The sequence below is a fragment of the Chryseobacterium binzhouense genome, from assembly GCF_007474545.1.
GTDB classification, from domain to species: domain Bacteria; phylum Bacteroidota; class Bacteroidia; order Flavobacteriales; family Weeksellaceae; genus Chryseobacterium; species Chryseobacterium binzhouense.
This window is the reverse complement of record NZ_VKOG01000001.1, coordinates 363,798-382,714: the sequence shown is the minus strand read 5'-3', so window position 1 is coordinate 382,714 and position 18,917 is coordinate 363,798. Positions and strand designations below refer to the sequence as shown.

17 protein-coding genes are annotated in these 18,917 nt (G+C 35.4%); 16 read left to right on the top strand and 1 reads right to left on the bottom strand.

Going from position 1 to position 18,917, the window contains the following annotated elements; genetic code table 11:
* Positions 1–107: 107 nt before the first annotated feature.
* The 13 genes from FNE73_RS01835 to FNE73_RS01775 all read left to right on the top strand — a co-directional run bounded on the left by FNE73_RS01835 (position 108) and on the right by FNE73_RS01775 (position 11,717).
* Positions 108–815, top strand: a complete 708-nt coding sequence (locus FNE73_RS01835) for a response regulator transcription factor (protein WP_143883082.1) — start codon at positions 108–110, stop codon at positions 813–815.
* A 3-nt stretch (positions 816–818) separates the two neighbouring features.
* Positions 819–2,228 carry a HAMP domain-containing sensor histidine kinase gene (locus tag FNE73_RS01830; protein WP_143883081.1) on the top strand — a complete coding sequence of 470 codons (1,410 nt, stop codon included), beginning with the start codon at positions 819–821 and terminating at the stop codon, positions 2,226–2,228.
* Positions 2,229–2,397: 169 nt separating this feature from the next.
* The gene (locus FNE73_RS01825) at positions 2,398–2,895 is read left to right on the top strand and encodes a hypothetical protein (protein WP_143883080.1); all 498 of its coding nucleotides are present in this window, start codon (positions 2,398–2,400) and stop codon (positions 2,893–2,895) included.
* A 28-nt stretch (positions 2,896–2,923) separates the two neighbouring features.
* Positions 2,924–3,775, top strand: coding sequence for a YoaK family protein (locus FNE73_RS01820; protein ID WP_143883079.1), 852 nt, complete (start codon positions 2,924–2,926; stop codon positions 3,773–3,775).
* Positions 3,776–3,955: 180 nt separating this feature from the next.
* Entirely contained in the window at positions 3,956–5,734 is a 1,779-nt protein-coding gene (gene mutL, locus FNE73_RS01815) for a DNA mismatch repair endonuclease MutL (RefSeq protein ID WP_143883078.1), read from the top strand.
* Between the two features lie 4 nt (positions 5,735–5,738).
* Positions 5,739–6,494, top strand: coding sequence for a rhomboid family intramembrane serine protease (locus tag FNE73_RS01810; protein WP_143883077.1), 756 nt, complete (start codon positions 5,739–5,741; stop codon positions 6,492–6,494).
* A 5-nt stretch (positions 6,495–6,499) separates the two neighbouring features.
* A complete protein-coding gene (locus FNE73_RS01805) occupies positions 6,500–7,489 on the top strand; it encodes an endonuclease/exonuclease/phosphatase family protein (RefSeq protein ID WP_143883076.1) in 990 nt (329 codons plus the stop codon).
* Between the two features lie 80 nt (positions 7,490–7,569).
* Positions 7,570–8,556, top strand: a complete 987-nt coding sequence (locus FNE73_RS01800) for an endonuclease/exonuclease/phosphatase family protein (protein ID WP_143883075.1) — start codon at positions 7,570–7,572, stop codon at positions 8,554–8,556.
* 34 nt (positions 8,557–8,590) lie between these two features.
* On the top strand, positions 8,591–8,917 hold the full coding sequence (locus FNE73_RS01795; RefSeq protein WP_143883074.1) for a hypothetical protein: 327 nt from the start codon (positions 8,591–8,593) through the stop codon (positions 8,915–8,917).
* Positions 8,918–8,945: 28 nt separating this feature from the next.
* The gene (locus FNE73_RS01790) at positions 8,946–9,320 is read left to right on the top strand and encodes a hypothetical protein (RefSeq protein ID WP_143883073.1); all 375 of its coding nucleotides are present in this window, start codon (positions 8,946–8,948) and stop codon (positions 9,318–9,320) included.
* Positions 9,321–9,495: 175 nt separating this feature from the next.
* Positions 9,496–10,056: an RNA polymerase sigma factor gene (locus FNE73_RS01785; protein WP_143883072.1), complete on the top strand. Its 561-nt coding sequence runs from the start codon at positions 9,496–9,498 to the stop codon at positions 10,054–10,056.
* Positions 10,043–10,648: a hypothetical protein gene (locus FNE73_RS01780; RefSeq protein WP_143883071.1), complete on the top strand. Its 606-nt coding sequence runs from the start codon at positions 10,043–10,045 to the stop codon at positions 10,646–10,648. The genes FNE73_RS01785 and FNE73_RS01780 overlap by 14 nt, the downstream gene beginning before the upstream one ends.
* A 31-nt stretch (positions 10,649–10,679) precedes the next feature.
* Entirely contained in the window at positions 10,680–11,717 is a 1,038-nt protein-coding gene (locus FNE73_RS01775; RefSeq protein WP_143883070.1) for an outer membrane beta-barrel protein, read from the top strand.
* 333 nt (positions 11,718–12,050) lie between these two features.
* Here FNE73_RS01775 and fumC read toward each other — a convergent pair whose 3' ends face one another.
* On the bottom strand, positions 12,051–13,445 hold the full coding sequence (gene fumC / locus FNE73_RS01770; protein ID WP_143883069.1) for a class II fumarate hydratase: 1,395 nt from the start codon (positions 13,443–13,445) through the stop codon (positions 12,051–12,053).
* A gap of 318 nt (positions 13,446–13,763) precedes the next feature.
* Between fumC and FNE73_RS01765 the strand changes: the two genes are divergently transcribed.
* The 3 genes from FNE73_RS01765 to FNE73_RS01755 all read left to right on the top strand — a co-directional run bounded on the left by FNE73_RS01765 (position 13,764) and on the right by FNE73_RS01755 (position 18,901).
* Positions 13,764–15,371 carry a fumarate hydratase gene (locus tag FNE73_RS01765; RefSeq protein WP_143883068.1) on the top strand — a complete coding sequence of 536 codons (1,608 nt, stop codon included), beginning with the start codon at positions 13,764–13,766 and terminating at the stop codon, positions 15,369–15,371.
* 97 nt (positions 15,372–15,468) lie between these two features.
* The gene (locus FNE73_RS01760) at positions 15,469–15,759 is read left to right on the top strand and encodes a hypothetical protein (protein WP_130914491.1); all 291 of its coding nucleotides are present in this window, start codon (positions 15,469–15,471) and stop codon (positions 15,757–15,759) included.
* 304 nt (positions 15,760–16,063) lie between these two features.
* Complete coding sequence (locus tag FNE73_RS01755) at positions 16,064–18,901, top strand: alpha-amylase family glycosyl hydrolase (protein ID WP_143883067.1); 2,838 nt, start codon at positions 16,064–16,066, stop codon at positions 18,899–18,901.
* Positions 18,902–18,917 lie beyond the last annotated feature (16 nt).

Here is an 18,917-nt window from a genome sequence, read left to right as displayed (position 1 = left end):
CAATATATATATTTGGAAAAAAAGCGGAACATTCTGCTTTTTTTCTTTTTTACAGGTTCGTTTTCATTAATATTCTTTTGCCTATTTTTGTGTTATTGGTTACTGATATGAAAAAAATTGTTCTGATTGAAGATGAAACCAGCGTTGTTTCTTTTATAAAAAAAGGACTTCAGGAAAAAGGGTATGAAATTTCTGTGGCTTTCGACGGTCGCACCGGAGTAAATCTTGTGCAGGAAAACGATTTTGATCTTGTCATCTTAGATATCATGCTTCCTGAGATGAATGGTCTGGAAGTCTGCAAAGAAATCCGGAAAACCAACAAAAGCGTTCCTATTCTATTTCTTACTGCATTAGGAACTTCAGAAAATATTGTTTTGGGACTTGAAAATGGCGGTGATGATTATCTGGTAAAACCCTTTAAATTTATTGAACTTGTGGCAAGGATCAAATCCCTTCTCAGAAGAAGCAGTTCAGGAAAAGTGGAAGAAATTCCGGAAGAAAGCACCGACAGTAAACATATTTATCAGTTTTCTGATCTTATCGTAAACGATTATACCAAAAAAGTAACCCGTGCAGGTGAAGAGGTTTCTCTTACCTCCACAGAATACAAACTCCTTATGTATTTTCTCAATAACCCGGAAAAAGTAATTTCAAGAGCAGAAATTTTAGATGCTGTATGGGGAGTAAACTATGAGCTGGGAACCAATGTGGTAGATGTATACGTAAATTATCTGCGGAAAAAAATTGATAATCAGGAAGATAAAAAACTCATACATACGGTAATAGGAATGGGTTATGTGCTGAAAAAACCTTAGAATATGTTCAATAGAGTAATTACCAATCAAACCAAAACGATGATTCTTCTGATGGCTGTTTTTACAACCGTCATTCTCATTTTTGGAGGTTCGGTTTACTTTTCTATCGTTAATTTTTCACATCAGAGGTTCTATGAATTACTTAAAATCAGAACGACAACAATTGTTCAGATAGAGAAAAACAAAGATCTTCTGGATCTGCCGGAAAACTATGTACTCAACAGCAACAACGATGAAGAGCTGCCCATGGAAAGAGACTATGTTTTTGCAGTTCCTTCTGATTCCAACTTCACAGATATTTCCAATAAAATACATATTCCAAGCTCCTTTTTAAAAAATATTCTGAAAAAAGGTGAAGCCAACTTTAATGACTCGGAGTTCTATTACATCGGTCAGTCTTTTAAACACCGCAACAAAGATTATATTGCTATTGCTTCTGCTAAAAACCATTATGTAGTTCATTATCTTGGTTTTCTGAAACGTACATTAATTACGTGTATGATTCTCTCAATATTCTTCAGCATGATTTTTTCTTTTTATCTTTCTAAAACACTTTTTAAGCCTATCTTAAAAATTACAGGGAAGGTAAAAGAAATCAGCTCAGAAAATCTTCACTTAAGGCTGGAACCTCAACCGGGAAACAAAGAGCTTAACGAACTGGTAGAAACTTTCAACACCATGCTGACCAGAATAGAAACCTCCTTTGAAACACAAAATCATCTTATCGGAAATGTTTCTCATGAGCTGCGAACGCCCCTTACTTCCATTATGGGAGAAGCCGATGTTGCACTTTCCATCAACCGTACTGCCGAAGAATATAAAGAAACACTGGGTATCATATTAGATGAAGCCGAAAAATTAGATAAAAAAATAAAAGCGCTTCTTCTCATTGCACAGACGGGTTTTGACGGAAAAATTCAAAAAATAGATCGTGTAAGAATGGATCAGCTTCTATGGGATGTCATTGAAACATTAAGGAAAATAGATTCCAGAAATAACATTTACCTTGATATCAGCATGCTTCCGGATAATCCTAAAAAACTGAAAGTTCAGGGGAACGAGCAACTGCTTCATCTCGCAGTAGCCAACATCATCAGCAATGGCTGCAAATACTCTGATTTTCAAAAAGTAAAGGTCTCTTTAGGCGCTACAGATAACGACCTGTATATCATCGTAAAAGATATTGGAATCGGGATTCCTGAATCTGAAATGAACAAAATTTACGATCCTTTCTTCAGAGCTTCAAATACCCGAAACTATGAAGGTTACGGAATTGGTCTTCCGCTTGCCAGAAATATTGTAAGAATGCACAACGGCGAACTTCTGGTAAGTTCACAGGAAAACGAAGGAACTACAGTACAAATGCGATTTCCCACCATTTACGGGATTTTAAAAAAGGAAGAAAATTCTTAATTCAGTTCAATTTTTCACTTAGAATAAAATACGTTTTTTTAAAACTAACATCAATTCTAATCTCATTTTAATCTCTTTAATTACATTTTAATTTCTTTCCAAAGAGCTTTTAATTTGGCAGCGATAGTTTTGTAATATCAAAAATGTTACACTTCTAAATCTGAAAGATATGAGCACAACCATTTTAATAGCAACAGATTATTCTCTTGAATCATTAAATATTTTAAAAAAAGTACTTAAAGAAAAAAATAATGCTGAGCAGGATACGAAGTACAAAATTCTCATGGTATCTGGTTATGACATGGGAGATTCTATCAGAGATCTGCTATTCAATACAAAAGCTACCGTTTTCAACAAAATAAGAGCTAAAGAGTTTTGTGAAGCTTATGCTATTATTGCCAACAAATATTCTCATCTGGTAGATAAAATCGTATGCGACATTTTTACCGGAAGCATGCAAAGAGCATTCAACAATTATGTGAAAGCGGAAAATATCACAGAAGCTTATTATTCTCCGTCATTGAAAGACATGAATACAAAAGGAAAGTTTGATCTGGCTCCTTATATCAGAAAATGCAAAGAGCTGCCTTCTTTCGAGCTGGTACTGGAAACTCCTAAAGTAATGCCTGAAAAAGGCAGGCTTGCGGAAGTTTTCGCAGAAGTTTAATACAAATTCACTTTTAAATTTAAAAAAAATGTTAAGGAATTATAGTAACAGCAGAACGTTGGGAGACAATATAAGACTGGGAACGCTGACCGCCTTTACGGCAGGAACTATAAATGTTGCCTCACTGCTTATTTTTCTGTCTTTTACATCCAATGTTACAGGACATTATGCTGTTTTTTCAGCAGAAATAAGCAAAGGAAACTGGACACAGGTAGCTGTAATAGGAGCATGGATTTTTCTTTTCTTTTTCGGAAGTTTTACTGCTAACTTTTCGGTCATTAATTTCAATAAAAAAAGTAAATATTTTGCCCACGCATTTCCGCTCGTTCTAGAAATTATCTGTCTCTTGACAGTAGGAATTTACGGACATCTTTACTATCAGAAAACCATAGAAGAAGCACAGGTTATGGTAGCGCTTATGTTGTTTGCAACAGGTCTTCAGAATGGTTTAACGGCGAGTATCTCCAATTTTTTGGTAAAAACAACCCACCTTACCGGAACGACCACTGATCTGGGAATTTTAGCGTCTATGTTTACTCAGAAAAGATACAGGAAAAATCCCGAGCTTAAGGCAAGAGCAAAACTGCTGGTCAGCATCATGATTTCTTATGTTTTGGGAGCCGTTTTCTCAGGTCTTACATATTATTATCTGGAATTCAGTGTGTTTTATGTAATCAGCACCTGTCTTGTTGTCGTAATTGGATATGATTTTTATAAAATTCATGTAAGACATTTTAATACGCAATACAGATATTCCAGAATATACAAAAAGCCTAATCCATTGGCCTTTCTGTACGATAAAATACATGGAAACGGTGAAAAAATTGAAAGAAAAAGGACAGAGAAATCTAAACTCGTTTTAGAAGAAAAAATGACGTAATAAATTTTTAAACACAAGACAATCATAGTTTACTTAGTTTGGCTTCCATTTATTGAAAAATGATGGGAGCTTTTTATTTTCTATCGTGAGTAACCTGAGGATAACTAAATTTGTAATTCAGTGGATTATTATTTTAAATCTTAATTGCTTTACCTATTTTTGTAAGTTCATTATTCATGTATGTCAGATATTATTCAGCTTTTACCCGATCATGTAGCCAACCAGATTGCAGCAGGTGAAGTCGTTCAGCGGCCCGCATCTATTGTAAAAGAGCTTCTGGAAAACTCTATTGATGCAGGAGCCACAAAAATTGAGCTGATTGTACGTGATGCCGGGAAAAACCTTATTCAGGTAGTGGATGACGGAAAAGGAATGTCTGAAACTGATGCAAGAATGGCTTTTGAGCGACACGCTACATCTAAAATAAGAGGAACTGAAGATATTTTCAAAATCGCCACCAAAGGATTCCGCGGCGAAGCTCTGGCTTCCATTGCTGCTGTTGCACAGGTGGAGCTGAAAACAAAACGTCATGAAGCCCCTTTGGGAACCAATATCTACATTGAAGGCGGAGTCTTTCAGTTTCAGGAGCCGATACAGACCGCAGAAGGATCCAATTTTTTGGTTAAAAATTTATTTTACAATGTTCCTGCAAGGAGAAAGTTTCTCAAGAATAACAATATTGAATTTCGTCACGTTATTGATGAGTTCCAAAGGGTGGCACTGGCTCACGAAAATTTAGAGTTTTGCCTGTTTCATGATGATGAGCCTGTCTTCAGACTCAGAAAAGGAACCCAGATGCAGAGAATTGTTGATATTTTCGGAAGAAAACTTCAGCCTCAGCTCATTCCTATTAAAGAAGATATTGTATGGTGTCAGCTTCACGGTTTCGTTGCTAAACCTGAAGGGGCCAAAAAAACACGCGGCGAACAGTTTCTTTTTGTTAACGGAAGGTTTTTTAAAAGTCCTTATTTTAATAAAGCGGTTCAGGAAGCTTTTGAAGGCTTGCTTCTGCCGGGATATATCCCGACTTTCTTTCTTTTTCTTGAGTTGGATCCTGAGAAAATAGATGTCAACATTCATCCGCAGAAAACAGAAGTGAAGTTCGAAGATGAGCACCTTATTTTTGCATTGCTTCGATCTACTATCAAACGCTCTCTGGGAATTTACAATATTGCTCCAAGCCTTGATTTTGAGCGAGATCCGCAGCTTGATGAGATAATGCAGAAAAGCTTTCCAAGCAAAAGCAATTCGGCAAGTTTCAAAATGCCCGAGATTATTGTTGACAGAGATTACAATCCTTTTTTGGAAGAAAAAACAGTTTCTAAAACCGAAATTCACAATCTCACGGAAATGTACCAGCAAAACATCACTCCGGAGCCATCAAAAATTAATCTTTTTGAAGACGAAGATTTTGATGAGGATTTGATGAGGCTTCCGAATGGATACTGGCTTTTCAATAAAGGTGACCGTACTTTGATGCTGGATTTGGGAAGAATGCACAGGCTTGTAGTTTCAGATCATAATAAAACAGTAAAAAAAGGAGCCGTCAACAGCCAGTCTCTTTTGTTTTCTCTGGAATATCACATGAATGAAATTGAAAAAAACAAATACAGATCCATCAAAAAATATCTTCCGGAGCTGGGTTTTGAAATGACAATTGCTCATGAGAGTGTTTTGAGGATAGATGCCGTTCCTGAAGGTCTGAAAGAATCTCAGGTAATGAAATTTCTGGAAAATCTGTTTGAAATTCTGGAATACAGAACAGAGGACGAGTTTTTGCAGTATTATCAAAACCAATGGAACAAAATGCAGAGCAAATCACGTTTCGATTTTATCTATAAAATTGATGCGGAACAGGTCATTAAAGATTTTACAGCTCTAGGATTTCCTGAGTTTTTACCCAACGGAAAAAGATGCTATTTTGAAGTTCCGTTTAATGATTTTAAAAATAAATTTTAAGTAAATGTTTAATAATATACCGCCAATCACCAAGAATATTATCATTTTGAATATTGTTGTTTATATCATTGCAAATTTTGTTTTTTTTGATCTATACAATACACTATCTGCATTTTATCCTTTTTCACCTAATTTTAAATCTTGGCAAATTATTACACATATGTTTATGCATGCTCCTTTTAAAGAACCAAGCGGAATAATGCATATCCTTTTTAATATGTTTACCTTGTATAGTTTTGGACCTATTTTAGAGTATAATTTAAAAAGAAATAAATATATAATTCTGTATTTTTTAAGTGGTTTTGGAGCATTTTTCCTATTCAACCTTTGGAATTTTATTGAAATTCAGCAGATTACAGCTAATCTGCAAAATTTAGGCGTTGATGTATTTGAAATATACAGACAATCTGACATAAATTTTTCAGAACAAATTCTTTTAAACAATAAAACACCAGAAATTTTTGAATTATCAAGAAAACTTCTAATTAGCTTAAGATCTCCAATGCTTGGAGCTTCCGGAGCTATATTTGGAGTGGTTGCCGCATTTGCTACACTCTATCCTGATGCAAAAATTGGAATTATGTTTATCCCGGTTCCGATAAAGGTAAAAATTCTGCTTCCTATCATTATTGTAGGTTCGGTTATTTTAGGAGTTACAGGAAATGTTGGTGGTATTGCTCATTTAGCTCACGTGGGAGGAGCTATTGTCGGATATATTTTAGCCAAAATCTGGAAAAAACATTTATACAGATTCAATTAATCGCTGTGAAAGTATTCCGCACCCTTCTTTTCATTGCACATTTAGCATTGCTTTTTCTCTTACTCGGAGTTTTGCTGAATGCTTATATTCCGCCAAAAGCTTTCTGGGGTTTCAATTTTTTGTCTTTGGGCTTTCCGGTAATGTTTATTCTTTACATTTTTATTACTTTTTTCTGGATTTTCAGCTGGAAAAAAAGAGCGTTTGCTTTTATGTTTTTAGGATTGTTTTTTTTTAATCCTGCAAAAAGATGGCTTAATTATTCATCAGAGAAAAAAGAAATTCCGAATCTGAAAATTGTCACATTCAATACAAAAGGCGGAAAATTAGGTCAAAAAGAAATTCAGGATTATATCAATGAGCAAAAGGCAGATATTGTTTTTCTTCAAGAATCCGGTCCTGATTATGAATTGGATAACCTCAAAGGAGAATATACCTTACCTGTCATTTGTTTTTATTCAAAATACACAATTCTTGCTAGAAAAAATGTTTTTGAACATCTCTCCGATGGTGATATCACTTCTCAGTGTGAGCAGATTGATCTTAAAATCAATGGGAAAACCTATCGTGTCTTCAACGTACACCTTCAATCTTTTGGTGTTGTAAAAGATATGGTAAAACTTGACGGGAACGGTAATGAGGACGAAAAGAAAATGAAGGATCTGGTTAAAAGGCTTATTCCTACTTTTAAAAGCCATCAGGAGCAGGTGCAGCTTATCAGAAAAAGTATTGAGCAGTCTCCTTATCCCGTGATTGTTGCCGGAGATTTCAACGCTGTTCCCAATTCCTATGAGTACTATCATATATCTGATGTGTTGAAAGATCCTTTTTACGAGGTCGGAAAAGGAAGCGGAACCAGCTTTCATGACTTCAGATACCCTTTAAGAATAGACTATATTTTTACTTCAAAATCTATTCAGCCTGTGAGTTATTATGTAGATCACTCAGTACATCTTTCTGACCATTTTCCTGTAATTGCCAGCTTCAAAATAGAATGATAATTTAATAGATTTTATGATTTTAATGCATCGCTTTGGCTGTGTTTTTGATTCATGGAAGCCGTATTAAATATATCCTGATGAGGAAAGTTTCATTACTTTTTGTTCTTCACTTTTTAGTTCTATTGCTTTTAGTGGCAACCATGGCAAATCAATGGGTTGCACCAAGTCTATTTGGATCTCTTAATTTTCTGTCTCTGCTTTTTCCGTATTTAATTATCACTCATTTACTTCTTATTACCATCTGGTTTTTTAAGGCAAAAAAAACAGCTCTTCTTTTTTTGATGAGCACCATCATCTTTATACAACCTATCCGAAGATGGATAAATATTTCTGCATCACCTAAAGAAAATTTATCAGAAAATAAATCTGTTAAAATAATCACTTACAATGTAAAATATGGGAGCAAAGGATGGGAAAACGTCAGAAAATATATCAGAAGCCATGATGCTGATGTTATTCTGGTTCAGGAAAAAGATACCAACAGAAATTTCAGAGAAGATCTTGTAAAATATCCTGCAGCAATTTTAAAGACAAAACATAAAATTCTGAATCAGCAGGATCTGCTGAAAGATACGTCAAAAGGAAGTTCCTTTTTTGCAGATCTCGAAATAAAGGGCGAGACAATCCGTGTTGTGAATGTATATCTGGAACCCTTCAGAGTCACAAAAAGTATGATCGGAATGAAAGACGATGACAATCCTTCCAAAGAAAAACACAGTATTTTGACACTATTCTGCCGTTTAACAGAAACTTTTAAGGCACACGAAAATCAGATTAAAAAAATACGAACTGCTGTTGAGAATTCTCCATATCCGGTAATTCTGGCTGGAGATTTCAATGCGGTTCCCAATTCTTGGGAATATTACAATTTAGGGAAAAATCTTGATGATGCTTTTCTGCAATCAGGCTGCGGGAGCTCCACTACATTTCATGATTTTAAATTTCCATTAAGGCTAGACTATATTTTTACATCTAAAAACATTAAAGCCATAAGCTACAAGGTAGATTATTCTGTAAAATTATCAGACCATTATGCCGTAATTGCTGAATTTATTATAAATTAGTTTTTTGAAAATAAGAAAAACAAGAAATTATCACATGAAAAGAATAATTTTCGGTTCAGCTCTTTTGGGAGCGTTTTTGACAGCGTGTTCAAAAAACAAACCTCTTGCAGAAAGCAGTACCGAAGTATTACAGCCACATTATGACACTACTGCGATAGATTCTTTTTCAGATGGTGCTGTTTCTGTTGATGTCGCAAGACAAATCAGAATGTCTTCGCAAAAATACCAGGATTCTTTGAAGGAAGTTTTAAAAATGCAGCAGGAAGAAAAGCGGATAAAAGAAGAGCTGGATAAAGAAAAAAAGAAAGCCGAGGAAGAAAATAAACTGAAGGAAAAACCGTTGAAAGATCCTAATCAATAATTTTATATACATTAAAAAAATTCACACAATGAAAAAACACATTTTAGCCGCTTTTGCAGCAACATCAATGATTATTTCTTGCAAAGAATCCACTACTAAAACCGAAACAGTTGAAAATCCTGACGGATCTGTAACCACCACAACAACTACTGAAACTACAACCGGACTTGTAGACTCATCAAAAATCAATCAGGCTAAAAATGACATTAAAAATACCGTAGATAATGCCGGACAAAAGATTGATAACAGTGCAGAGAAAGCCAAACAGGATATTAATGCTGTAGGTCAAGACCTCAAAAAAGGAGTACAGGAGGTGAGCCGTGATGCAAAAGATGCCGCCGCAAAAGGAGCACAAAAAGTAGAAGACGGTGCTAAAAAACTTAAAGAAGATCTGAAAAGATAACCAACCAAACCGCAGTAACGCTGCGGTTTTTCTTATACTGCAAATAAAAAGCAAAACAAAATTAAATTTTACACTATGAAAATCAGTTATTTACATTGTTGTGTAATAATTTTTCAAAGTTTTCTGTAACCATTTTAAACTTTCTCTGTCTTTTATATAGAAACAGCATACAACCATGAAGCTTTTGTTTGGAAATAAAAAAGAAGATTTGCTGAGCCGGCTTAAAAAACATGATCCCGCTGCCCAGAAAATATTTTATGATCAGAATGTGAAAAAATATCTCGGTACGGCGAGAGGCTACATCAGTGATTTGTATCAGGCAGAAGACTGCGTTATCAAAGCTTTCTGCAAAATTTTCAAACACATAGAAAGCTATCGTGGTGAAGGAAACTTTGATGGCTGGGCGAGAAAAATAGTGGTGAACGAATGTCTTAATTTTATTAAAAGTCACAAAACGGTTTTTTATCTGGATGATGTTCACGCTTCTGTTCTGGAGGAAATTCATGAGGAGGAAATTGTTTTCGATTTTAATGCACAGGAACTTCTGGATCAGCTTCCGGATTCCTACAGAATGGTTTTTAATCTCTATGTACTGGAAGAATATTCCCATCAGGAAATTGCAGATACATTGAATATTTCTACTGCAGTAAGCAAGACGCAACTCTTCAGAGCTAAAGAAAAACTGAGAAAGATCTACTTTCAACAACAAAAAAAACTGAAAAATGAACTCGTATAAAAATAATTTGGATCATCAGATAAAAGAGCAGATTTCCGGCAGAGAAATCAGCCCGTCAAGAGATTTATGGTCAGAGATTCAGGCTCAGACCGAAAATACTTATTCAAAAAAATCTAATCTTAACCCGATTTTACTGGCTGCTTGTTTTGTACTGCTGTTTGGCTTAGGAACCGTTTTGTTTTTAACCAATGAAACTGAACCCAAAATACAAATCGCAGAAACAGAAAAGTCATCTACTCAAAAAGAAGATATTGTTTTACAGCCCGCAACAACTTTTTCTCAGAACGCTATTGTAACACCAAAACAGGAAAAATTTACTCAAATCAAAAATTCTCCCGGATTAAAAAATGAAAAAGAAATTCCTGTCAATACTGATCTTCCATTGATCAAGGAAAACCCTACTGAGGTTGCATCACAAATAATTCAGAGTCAACCGTCAAAAATTATCGCAAAGGCTGACTCTATAAGATCACCCAAGAAAAAAAGATATGTAGATCCTTCTACCCTGCTTTTTTCGGTAGAACACAAAGATGCTATTGAGAAAACCAAAGATGGTAGCAATGTTGCTAAAATAGATCTCAACGCTAAATAATTATTTAATTTAACTTTAAAAAATAATAAAAATGATTAAGAAATTTATCATCTCAGGAATGCTGTGCTTTGTCGCCATCTCTATGAATGCGCAAAAAAAAGCATTGAGCTTAAATCTTCAGCCTAAAGAAGACACAACAGTAAGCCCGATTGTAAAAGAGAAAGTTGAAGAATATGCTGCGAAAATAAATGGTATCATCCAGGAAGAAAAAAAACAGATGGAAACCGAGCTAAAGTTTCTGCAGGAAAAAAATCTGGATAAAGCAGAATTTGACAGACAAAAAGCTCAGATTGCAGACCAATATTCTCAAAAAATAGACACCAGAATTGAAGCTTTGGGTTTTGACCTGGATCAGGTAATCCAGAAACAGGTAAGATATTCTCTTCTCAATTCAGATGTAACTTCAAATGAAGAAATGAAGCAAAACCTGATGAAAAAATTTCGTCCTACAAAAAGTTTTGACGGATATTTTTCTTACGGAATCATGACTTTAACGAATGACAGACCAGATAATGACTTAGACAGAAATTTAGGTTACGCCAATAATCTGGAATTTGGCTTAAAATTTAATTATCAGTTCAGCAGAACGAGTCCGTGGGGATTAATCTCTGGAATCGGTTTTTCATGGAGAACGGTAAGACCAGATAACAATATGATTTTTGCAAAGCAGGATTCTGATGTTATTTTAAGCAAATATGATGGAAATCTGGATAAAGCTAAGTTAAGAACCGGCTATATCATGGTTCCTCTGGGATTTCAGTATAATTTTTCAAAACTGAAAAATGCAGGAATGGACATTCAGTACAGACCTTATTCGGAAGGATTCAGAGTTGGTGCAAATGCTTACGGAGGAATAAGAATGTCTACCAATAATATCATCAAAAGTGACAGCCAGAGCATCAGAGACCGTTCCAATTATCAGGTAAACCCTTTCGTTTACGGAGCTCAGTTTACCGTTTCATACGATAACATCAGTCTTTTTGTGAAAAAAGATTTCAGCAATTTCTTTAAAGACGGATATTTTGAAAATGATAAAGCTTTGGTTTTCGGACTTACTTTGGGATGGTAGTTAATTACCTGAATAACCTGAGTTCGGGATAAACTTATCAAAATAATACCATTTTTGTCTTTTTTCAATAAACGAAGTGCCTTTGTTTAGCTTAAAATTTTCAAAAAGTAAAAAATCTTTTTTTTTTCTTTGCGATAAATTAATATGATGCTATAAATCAATTATTTAATTTATTTCTTATCCCGAACTGAGGTTAAATAATTGATACAAAATATGACAAAATAGCCGAAATTCAATTTGGTATAAGAATTGAATAATAAAAATTAACATTAACATTAACAAACAAAACACTCTGTAGAATATTCTGCGGAGTGTTTTGTTTTATGTTTAGGATTATTTCAAACTTCCTACCATATCTTCAGGTTTTACCCACTTATCGAATTGTTCGGCTGTTAAAAGTCCAAGATTCACAGCTTCTTCTTTTAAAGTTGTTCCGTTTTTATGTGCAGTTTTTGCAATTTTTGCAGCGTTTTCATAACCGATGTGCGTGTTCAGAGCAGTTACCAACATTAGAGATTTATCTACCAATTCTTTGATTCTTTCATGGTTGGGTTCAATTCCGACTGCGCAATGATCATTAAACGAAATACAGGCATCTGCAATTAATTGTGCAGATTGAAGGAAGTTATAAGCCATCACAGGCTTAAAAACATTCAGTTCATAATTTCCCTGCGTTCCGGCAAAAGAAATCGTGGTGTCATTTCCTAAAACCTGAGCGCAAACCATTGTCATTGCTTCATTTTGAGTAGGATTTACTTTTCCGGGCATAATCGAAGAACCGGGCTCATTTTCCGGAATGTGAATTTCTCCGATTCCAGAACGTGGACCGGAAGCCAGTAATCTGATGTCCTGAGCAATTTTATATAAAGAAACTGCCAGTTGTTTTAAAGCACCATGAGATTCCACAATCGCATCGTGAGCGGCCAAAGCTTCAAATTTATTTTCTGCAGTTACAAAAGGAAGATTGGTGAATTTAGAAATATATTCTGCCACTTTTACATCATAACCTTGAGGTGTATTTAAGCCGGTTCCAACCGCCGTTCCTCCCAAAGCAAGCTCGGAAAGATGTGGTAATGTATTTTTTAAAGCTTTAATGCCGTAATTCAATTGGGCGACATATCCTGAAAATTCCTGACCTAAAGTTAAAGGCGTTGCATCCATTAAATGCGTTCTTCCGATTTTAACTATTTCTTTAAATGCTTCGGATTTCTCTTTTAACGTATCTCTTAGTTTTTCAACAGCAGGAATCGTGGTTTCAACCACTTTTTTATAAGCCGCAATATGCATTGCTGTCGGGTAAGTGTCATTGGAAGATTGAGACTTGTTCACATCATCATTAGGATGAACTTCTGTTTTATCACCTAAATTCCCTCCTGAATTGAAATGCGCCCGATTGGCAATCACTTCATTCACATTCATATTCGACTGCGTTCCTGAGCCAGTCTGCCAAATTACCAAAGGAAACTGATCGTTGAGTTTACCTTCTAAAATTTCATCGCAAACCTGGGCAATCATGTCTCTTTTCTCCGGAGCTAAAACTCCCAAATCCGAATTAGTAAATGCGGCGGCTTTTTTTAAATAAGCAAAAGCTTCGATAATTTCGTGAGGCATTGAGCCTTCCGGACCTATTTTAAAATTATTTCTAGATCTTTCTGTTTGTGCTCCCCAAAATTTATCTGCCGGAACCTGCACTTCACCCATGGTGTCTTTTTCTATTCTGTAATTCATTGTGATTGAGATTTTTTTAATTTTTTTAACCACAAAAGACAAAAAATATTTAGTTGGAAGTTTTAAGCTTAATTATTTTGCTGTACAGTTCACAAAATGAAATCTCGAAGAGGTTTCCAAACTAATGTGTGCTTTTAAATTATTTATTAAACTTCAGGAACTAATGTGTTAAAACTTTTGTGGTTAAAGTTTCTCTAAAGTTAAGTAATGCATAAAAACCTCGCAATTTATAATCATTATAAATATCAATTTCAATGAATGATTTTTAATTACGCTTTTTTGAGTAAGCTGTATTTTTGCACCGAAAATAAAAAGTAAATGGAATTTAAATATCAGGATCCGTACCCAATTCTAAAAGACGATACGGTTTATAAAAAATTGACTTCAGATTATGTAAAAGTTGAAAAGCTAGGAGAAAGAGAAATTTTGACCATCGATCCAAAAGGTCTTGAACTTTTGGCTGAAGAAGCAATGGCAGATGTTTCTTTCATGCTTCGTTCTTCACATTTAGGAAGTTTAAGAAGAATTATTGATGATCCTGAAGCAACTGATAATGACAGATTTGTTGCATATAATCTATTACAGAATGCTGCAGTTGCCGTAGAAGGAGCTTTACCTTCTTGTCAGGATACAGGAACTGCGATTGTGATGGGTAAAAAAGGTGAAAATGTTTACACAGGTGTTGATGATGGTGAATATTTAAGCAAAGGAATTTATAATACGTATCAAAAAAGGAATTTAAGATATTCTCAGGTTGTTCCGTTGACGATGTTTGATGAGAAAAATTCTGGTTCAAATCTCCCGGCACAGATTGATATTTATGCTAAAAAAGGAGATTACTACGAATTTTTATTTTTAACGAAAGGAGGAGGTTCCGCCAACAAAACGTTTTTGTATCAGAAAACAAAATCTTTATTAAATGAAAAGTCTCTTGAAGCTTTTGTAAAAGAAAGAATTTCAGATTTGGGAACGGCAGCTTGTCCGCCTTATCATCTGGCTTTGGTGATTGGTGGAACTTCTGCTGAAGCAAATTTAGCTGCCGTAAAAAAAGCATCTGCAAAATATTATGACAATCTTCCTACAGAAGGGAATGAAGCAGGGCAGGCTTTCAGAGATCTGGAATGGGAAGCTAAAGTTCAGAAAATCTGTCAGGAAAGTGCCATCGGAGCTCAGTTTGGCGGAAAATATTTAACACATGATGTTAGAGTAATCAGATTGCCTCGTCATGCGGCTTCGTGTCCTGTAGGAATGGGAGTTTCCTGTTCTGCAGACCGAAATATTAAAGGAAAAATTACAAAAGAAGGAATCTTCCTTGAGCAACTGGAACAAAATCCGAAAAGGTTTTTACCTGAAACACCTCCACATTTAGAAGAAGCAGTTGAAATCGACTTAAATAAACCAATGCCGGAAATTTTAGCCGAACTTTCAAAATATCCGATCAAAACAAGATTGAAATTAAACGGAACTCTGATCGTTGCAAGAGATATTGCTCATGCAAAAATTAAAGAATTGTTGGATGCAGGACAACCAATGCCTGAATATTTCAAAAATCACCCGATTTATTACGCAGGACCTGCAAAAACTCCGGAAGGAATGGCTTCGGGAAGTTTCGGACCGACAACGGCAGGAAGAATGGATGTTTATGTAGATGAATTCCAGAGTCATGGCGGAAGCATGGTCATGTTGGCAAAAGGGAACAGAACGGCAGATGTTACCAATGCCTGTCATAAATACGGAGGTTTCTATATTGGTTCGATCGGAGGACCTGCTGCAATTTTGGCGAAAGACAATATTTTGTCAGTTGAAGTGGTAGATTTCCCGGAATTGGGAATGGAAGCGGTAAGAAAAATTGAAGTGAAAGACTTCCCTGCATTCATCATTACTGACGATAAGGGAAATGATTTCTTTGCTAATCTTGCGCATTAATTAGTTTAAATTTAAAATAAATAGCAAAAATCAGCTTTGATCTTTTGTCTGAAAAAGAAAAATGTTATATTTTTGCCCTAATCTTTAAGAATAAAAAATGATTTTATCAGCATTTTGGCCGTTTTATCAGTTCCTTTGGACAGTTTATTTCATTACAATGTTCCTTGTAGGTTTCTGGTGTATCTTTATGTTTTTCGGATTTGTTATTCCTTTGTGGTTAACAGAAGGTCTGAAAGAATATTTCGGTAAGGTAAAGCCATTCGACCCGGAACAAATCAGAAGCAAGCTTTTGACAGAGCAGGAAGGAGTTGAAGTTATTTATAATTCTCCAAAAGGTCATGGTCCTTTCATTCATGACAGCCATGGTCACGATCACGGACATCATTAATTGACTGTCAGTTCTTTTTCACCTGAATTCTGAAAAAGGACTATCAAAGCAAAACAACATATATTAAAACCACTTAGTTTTCTAAGTGGTTTTTTTGTTTAACATAATATTCGCCTTACCAAAAAAAAGATATTCTTTGCATAGTTTTTTATTGTTTGTAACAATATAAAAGTAAGTGTAATTTCAAAAAAAATAAATTAAATTCGTAATAATTAACTACTTAAATAAAATTTACTTACATAAATCTGCTATAAAAATGGTTTCAACATTCAATATGCCAAATTAATACAATAAATCCCTGTATATGAAAAAAAATTATTCTGCATTACTGCTTTTTGTAATGACCGTAATATTCGGACAAATAAGCTACACTATTACACCTAATCCTTTTAATGAAACAGATCAAATTACTTTAACCGTTCCGGGAAACCAAATTGATGAAACTGCATGGGGAGTTGTCAATAATGCTGTCTATATCTGGTCGTGGTCTTTGGATCAGAACTTTGCTAACAGCCAGGATTGCCCAACCAACGGAAGCTGGACTAATTCAAGCGAGGCAAACAGACTGGCTTACAACTCAGCTTCCGACAGTTATTCTTTAACTTTTACTCCAACTACTTTTTTTAACAGAACAGGAATCGGGCGTTTTGGATTCTTGCTGAAGAATAAAACGGGGTCACATCAAACTTCTGACAACCTGGTTAATGTCGGAACATTAAACCTGAATATGACGAATCCGGCAGCAAACAGCCTAACCTCAATCGCTGCAGGAAATTCTATTAACATTACAGCAATCACCAATATTAATGCAACTTTTCAGCTAAAAGCCAATGGTATTGTAGTAAACTCTACTTCTACTCCATCTACTTCGTATGTTTACAGCTATACTGTTACTCAAGATGCTGATATGGAACTGGTTGCTACTTCCGGTTCGACGACAAAAAATGCTGCATTTATGCTCCAGATTCCTAGAAATGTGGTTTCTCAGGCAATTCCGACATGGATCAGACAGGGAATTAATTATCATCCAGCAGACCAGACAAAAGTAGGTCTGGCTCTTTACGCACCGCATAAAAATTTCGTCCATGTCATCGGAAGCTTTAATAATTGGACGGTAAATGATACTTATCTCATGAAAAGAGATACTGCAAACCCTGATTTATACTGGATTGAATTAAGCGGACTCACACCCCAGCAATTATACACATTTCAGTACAGAACAAATGATCTGAAAAAAGTAGCAGATCCTTTTTCTCCCCAAATATTGTCTTCCTATGATGACCAGTGGATTTCAGCAGCTACTTATCCTAATCTTCCGGCATTTCCTGCAGGACAAGGTTTTGAAGTTTCTACATTTAAAACGGGACAGACACCTTATAACTGGCAGGTTACCTCTTTTCAGAAACCTAATAAAGAAAATCTTGTTATCTATGAATTGCTGTTGAGAGATTTTACACAGGAAAAAAACTGGCAGTCACTTATTAATAAAATTAATTATCTTAAAAATCTCAACATCAATGCTATTGAACTGATGCCTATAATGGAGTTTGAAGGCAATCTTTCATGGGGTTATAACACATCCTTTCATTATGCTTTAGATAAAGCTTACGGAACCCCGGAAAAATTCAAAGAATTTGTAGATCTGTGTCACCAAAACGGAATTGCCGTAATTTTAGACATTGCATTCAATCATGCAACAGGGAGATCGCCCTTGGTAAGACTTTGGAATATAGATCCTGATGGAGACGGTTTTGGAGATGTGGCGGCAAATAATCCTTACTTTAATCAGGTTCCTAAACATTCATACAATGTTTTCAATGATTTCAATCATTCCAGCAATGCTACAAAATATTACGTAGAACGTACAATACAGCACTGGATTTCAGAATATAAGATTGACGGATTCCGATGGGATCTTACCAAAGGATTTACACAAAACTGTTCTGCGAATGATGAAACCTGTACCAATGCGTATCAACAGGACAGAGTAGATGTTCTGAAATATTATGCAGACAAACAATGGGCAGCAGATCCTACTTCTTATATCATCTTCGAACATTTAGGAACAGATGCAGAAGAGCAGCAGTGGGCAAATTACAGAGTAAATGAAGGAAAAGGCGTCATGCTTTGGAACAAGCAGACAGATCCTTACAACCAAAATACTATGGGATATAAGGACAACAGTAACTATGACAGAATGGATCATGAGCTTCACGGATTTACCAATATGCACGCAGTAGGATTTGGTGAAAGTCATGATGAGGAAAGATTAATGTTTAAAAATCTGGCTTATGGAGCGTCCAACGGAACTTATAATGTGCAAACGCTAAATACCGCCTTAGAGAGAATGAAAACTTTCGGAGCTGCATTTTTTACCATTCCTGGTCCTAAAATGATCTGGCAGTTTGGAGAGCTTGGATATGAATTCAGCATCAACAGATGTCCGGACGGATCTATCAACAACGCTTGCAGAACTGATGAAAAACCTATTGCTTTTACGCTAGGATACGACACAAACGTCAACAGAAAGGCAATTTATAATACCTGGGCACAAATTATTAATATCAGAAATTTGCATCCGGTTTTTAAATCTAAAACGTATACGGTAGAATCTAACAACCTTGCGAATGATCCGGATGGTCTTATTACCCGCATCTATGTGTATGATAATTCTCTTCCTGCAGGAAACCTGAAAAACATTGTCGTTCTTGCCAATTACGGCATTACCGCCAGAAATGTTGTTCCATACTTCCCTTATACCGGACAATGGCAAAATCTGATGGATAATACAACATTGAATATTACTTCAACAATAGCTCCCATTACACTACAGCCCGGTGAATTTAGAATTTTGGGAAGTACAAACGGAACATTAGGAACATCTGAAGTAAATTCCGAGAACAGGCTTTCTCTGCAAATTGCAGATAATCCCGTGAAAAACGGTGTTGCAAAGCTTATGTACACCAAAGCTAAAAATGGGGAAATCACCATTTACGATATAAGTGGAAAAAAGCAGGATTCCTTCAGGCTGAAAAATGAGACGGGAATGCATGAACTGAAAGCGGATTATCCGGCAGGAACTTATCTTGTCCATTTAAAATCTGACACCGGAACAGCCATTCAAAAAATGATTATCAAATAAATACTAACGAAAGCTC

Coding starts and splice junctions, on each gene's coding strand:
- FNE73_RS01800 (WP_143883075.1), top strand. CDS start 7,570: ATGAGGAAAGTTTCATTACTTTTTGTTCTTCACTTTTTAGTTCTATTG.
- FNE73_RS01775 (WP_143883070.1), top strand. CDS start 10,680: ATGATTAAGAAATTTATCATCTCAGGAATGCTGTGCTTTGTCGCCATC.
- mutL (WP_143883078.1), top strand. CDS start 3,956: ATGTCAGATATTATTCAGCTTTTACCCGATCATGTAGCCAACCAGATT.
- FNE73_RS01785 (WP_143883072.1), top strand. CDS start 9,496: ATGAAGCTTTTGTTTGGAAATAAAAAAGAAGATTTGCTGAGCCGGCTT.
- FNE73_RS01810 (WP_143883077.1), top strand. CDS start 5,739: ATGTTTAATAATATACCGCCAATCACCAAGAATATTATCATTTTGAAT.
- FNE73_RS01825 (WP_143883080.1), top strand. CDS start 2,398: ATGAGCACAACCATTTTAATAGCAACAGATTATTCTCTTGAATCATTA.
- FNE73_RS01780 (WP_143883071.1), top strand. CDS start 10,043: ATGAACTCGTATAAAAATAATTTGGATCATCAGATAAAAGAGCAGATT.
- fumC (WP_143883069.1), bottom strand. CDS start 13,445: ATGAATTACAGAATAGAAAAAGACACCATGGGTGAAGTGCAGGTTCCG.
- FNE73_RS01760 (WP_130914491.1), top strand. CDS start 15,469: ATGATTTTATCAGCATTTTGGCCGTTTTATCAGTTCCTTTGGACAGTT.
- FNE73_RS01755 (WP_143883067.1), top strand. CDS start 16,064: ATGAAAAAAAATTATTCTGCATTACTGCTTTTTGTAATGACCGTAATA.
- FNE73_RS01790 (WP_143883073.1), top strand. CDS start 8,946: ATGAAAAAACACATTTTAGCCGCTTTTGCAGCAACATCAATGATTATT.
- FNE73_RS01820 (WP_143883079.1), top strand. CDS start 2,924: ATGTTAAGGAATTATAGTAACAGCAGAACGTTGGGAGACAATATAAGA.
- FNE73_RS01765 (WP_143883068.1), top strand. CDS start 13,764: ATGGAATTTAAATATCAGGATCCGTACCCAATTCTAAAAGACGATACG.
- FNE73_RS01835 (WP_143883082.1), top strand. CDS start 108: ATGAAAAAAATTGTTCTGATTGAAGATGAAACCAGCGTTGTTTCTTTT.
- FNE73_RS01830 (WP_143883081.1), top strand. CDS start 819: ATGTTCAATAGAGTAATTACCAATCAAACCAAAACGATGATTCTTCTG.
- FNE73_RS01795 (WP_143883074.1), top strand. CDS start 8,591: ATGAAAAGAATAATTTTCGGTTCAGCTCTTTTGGGAGCGTTTTTGACA.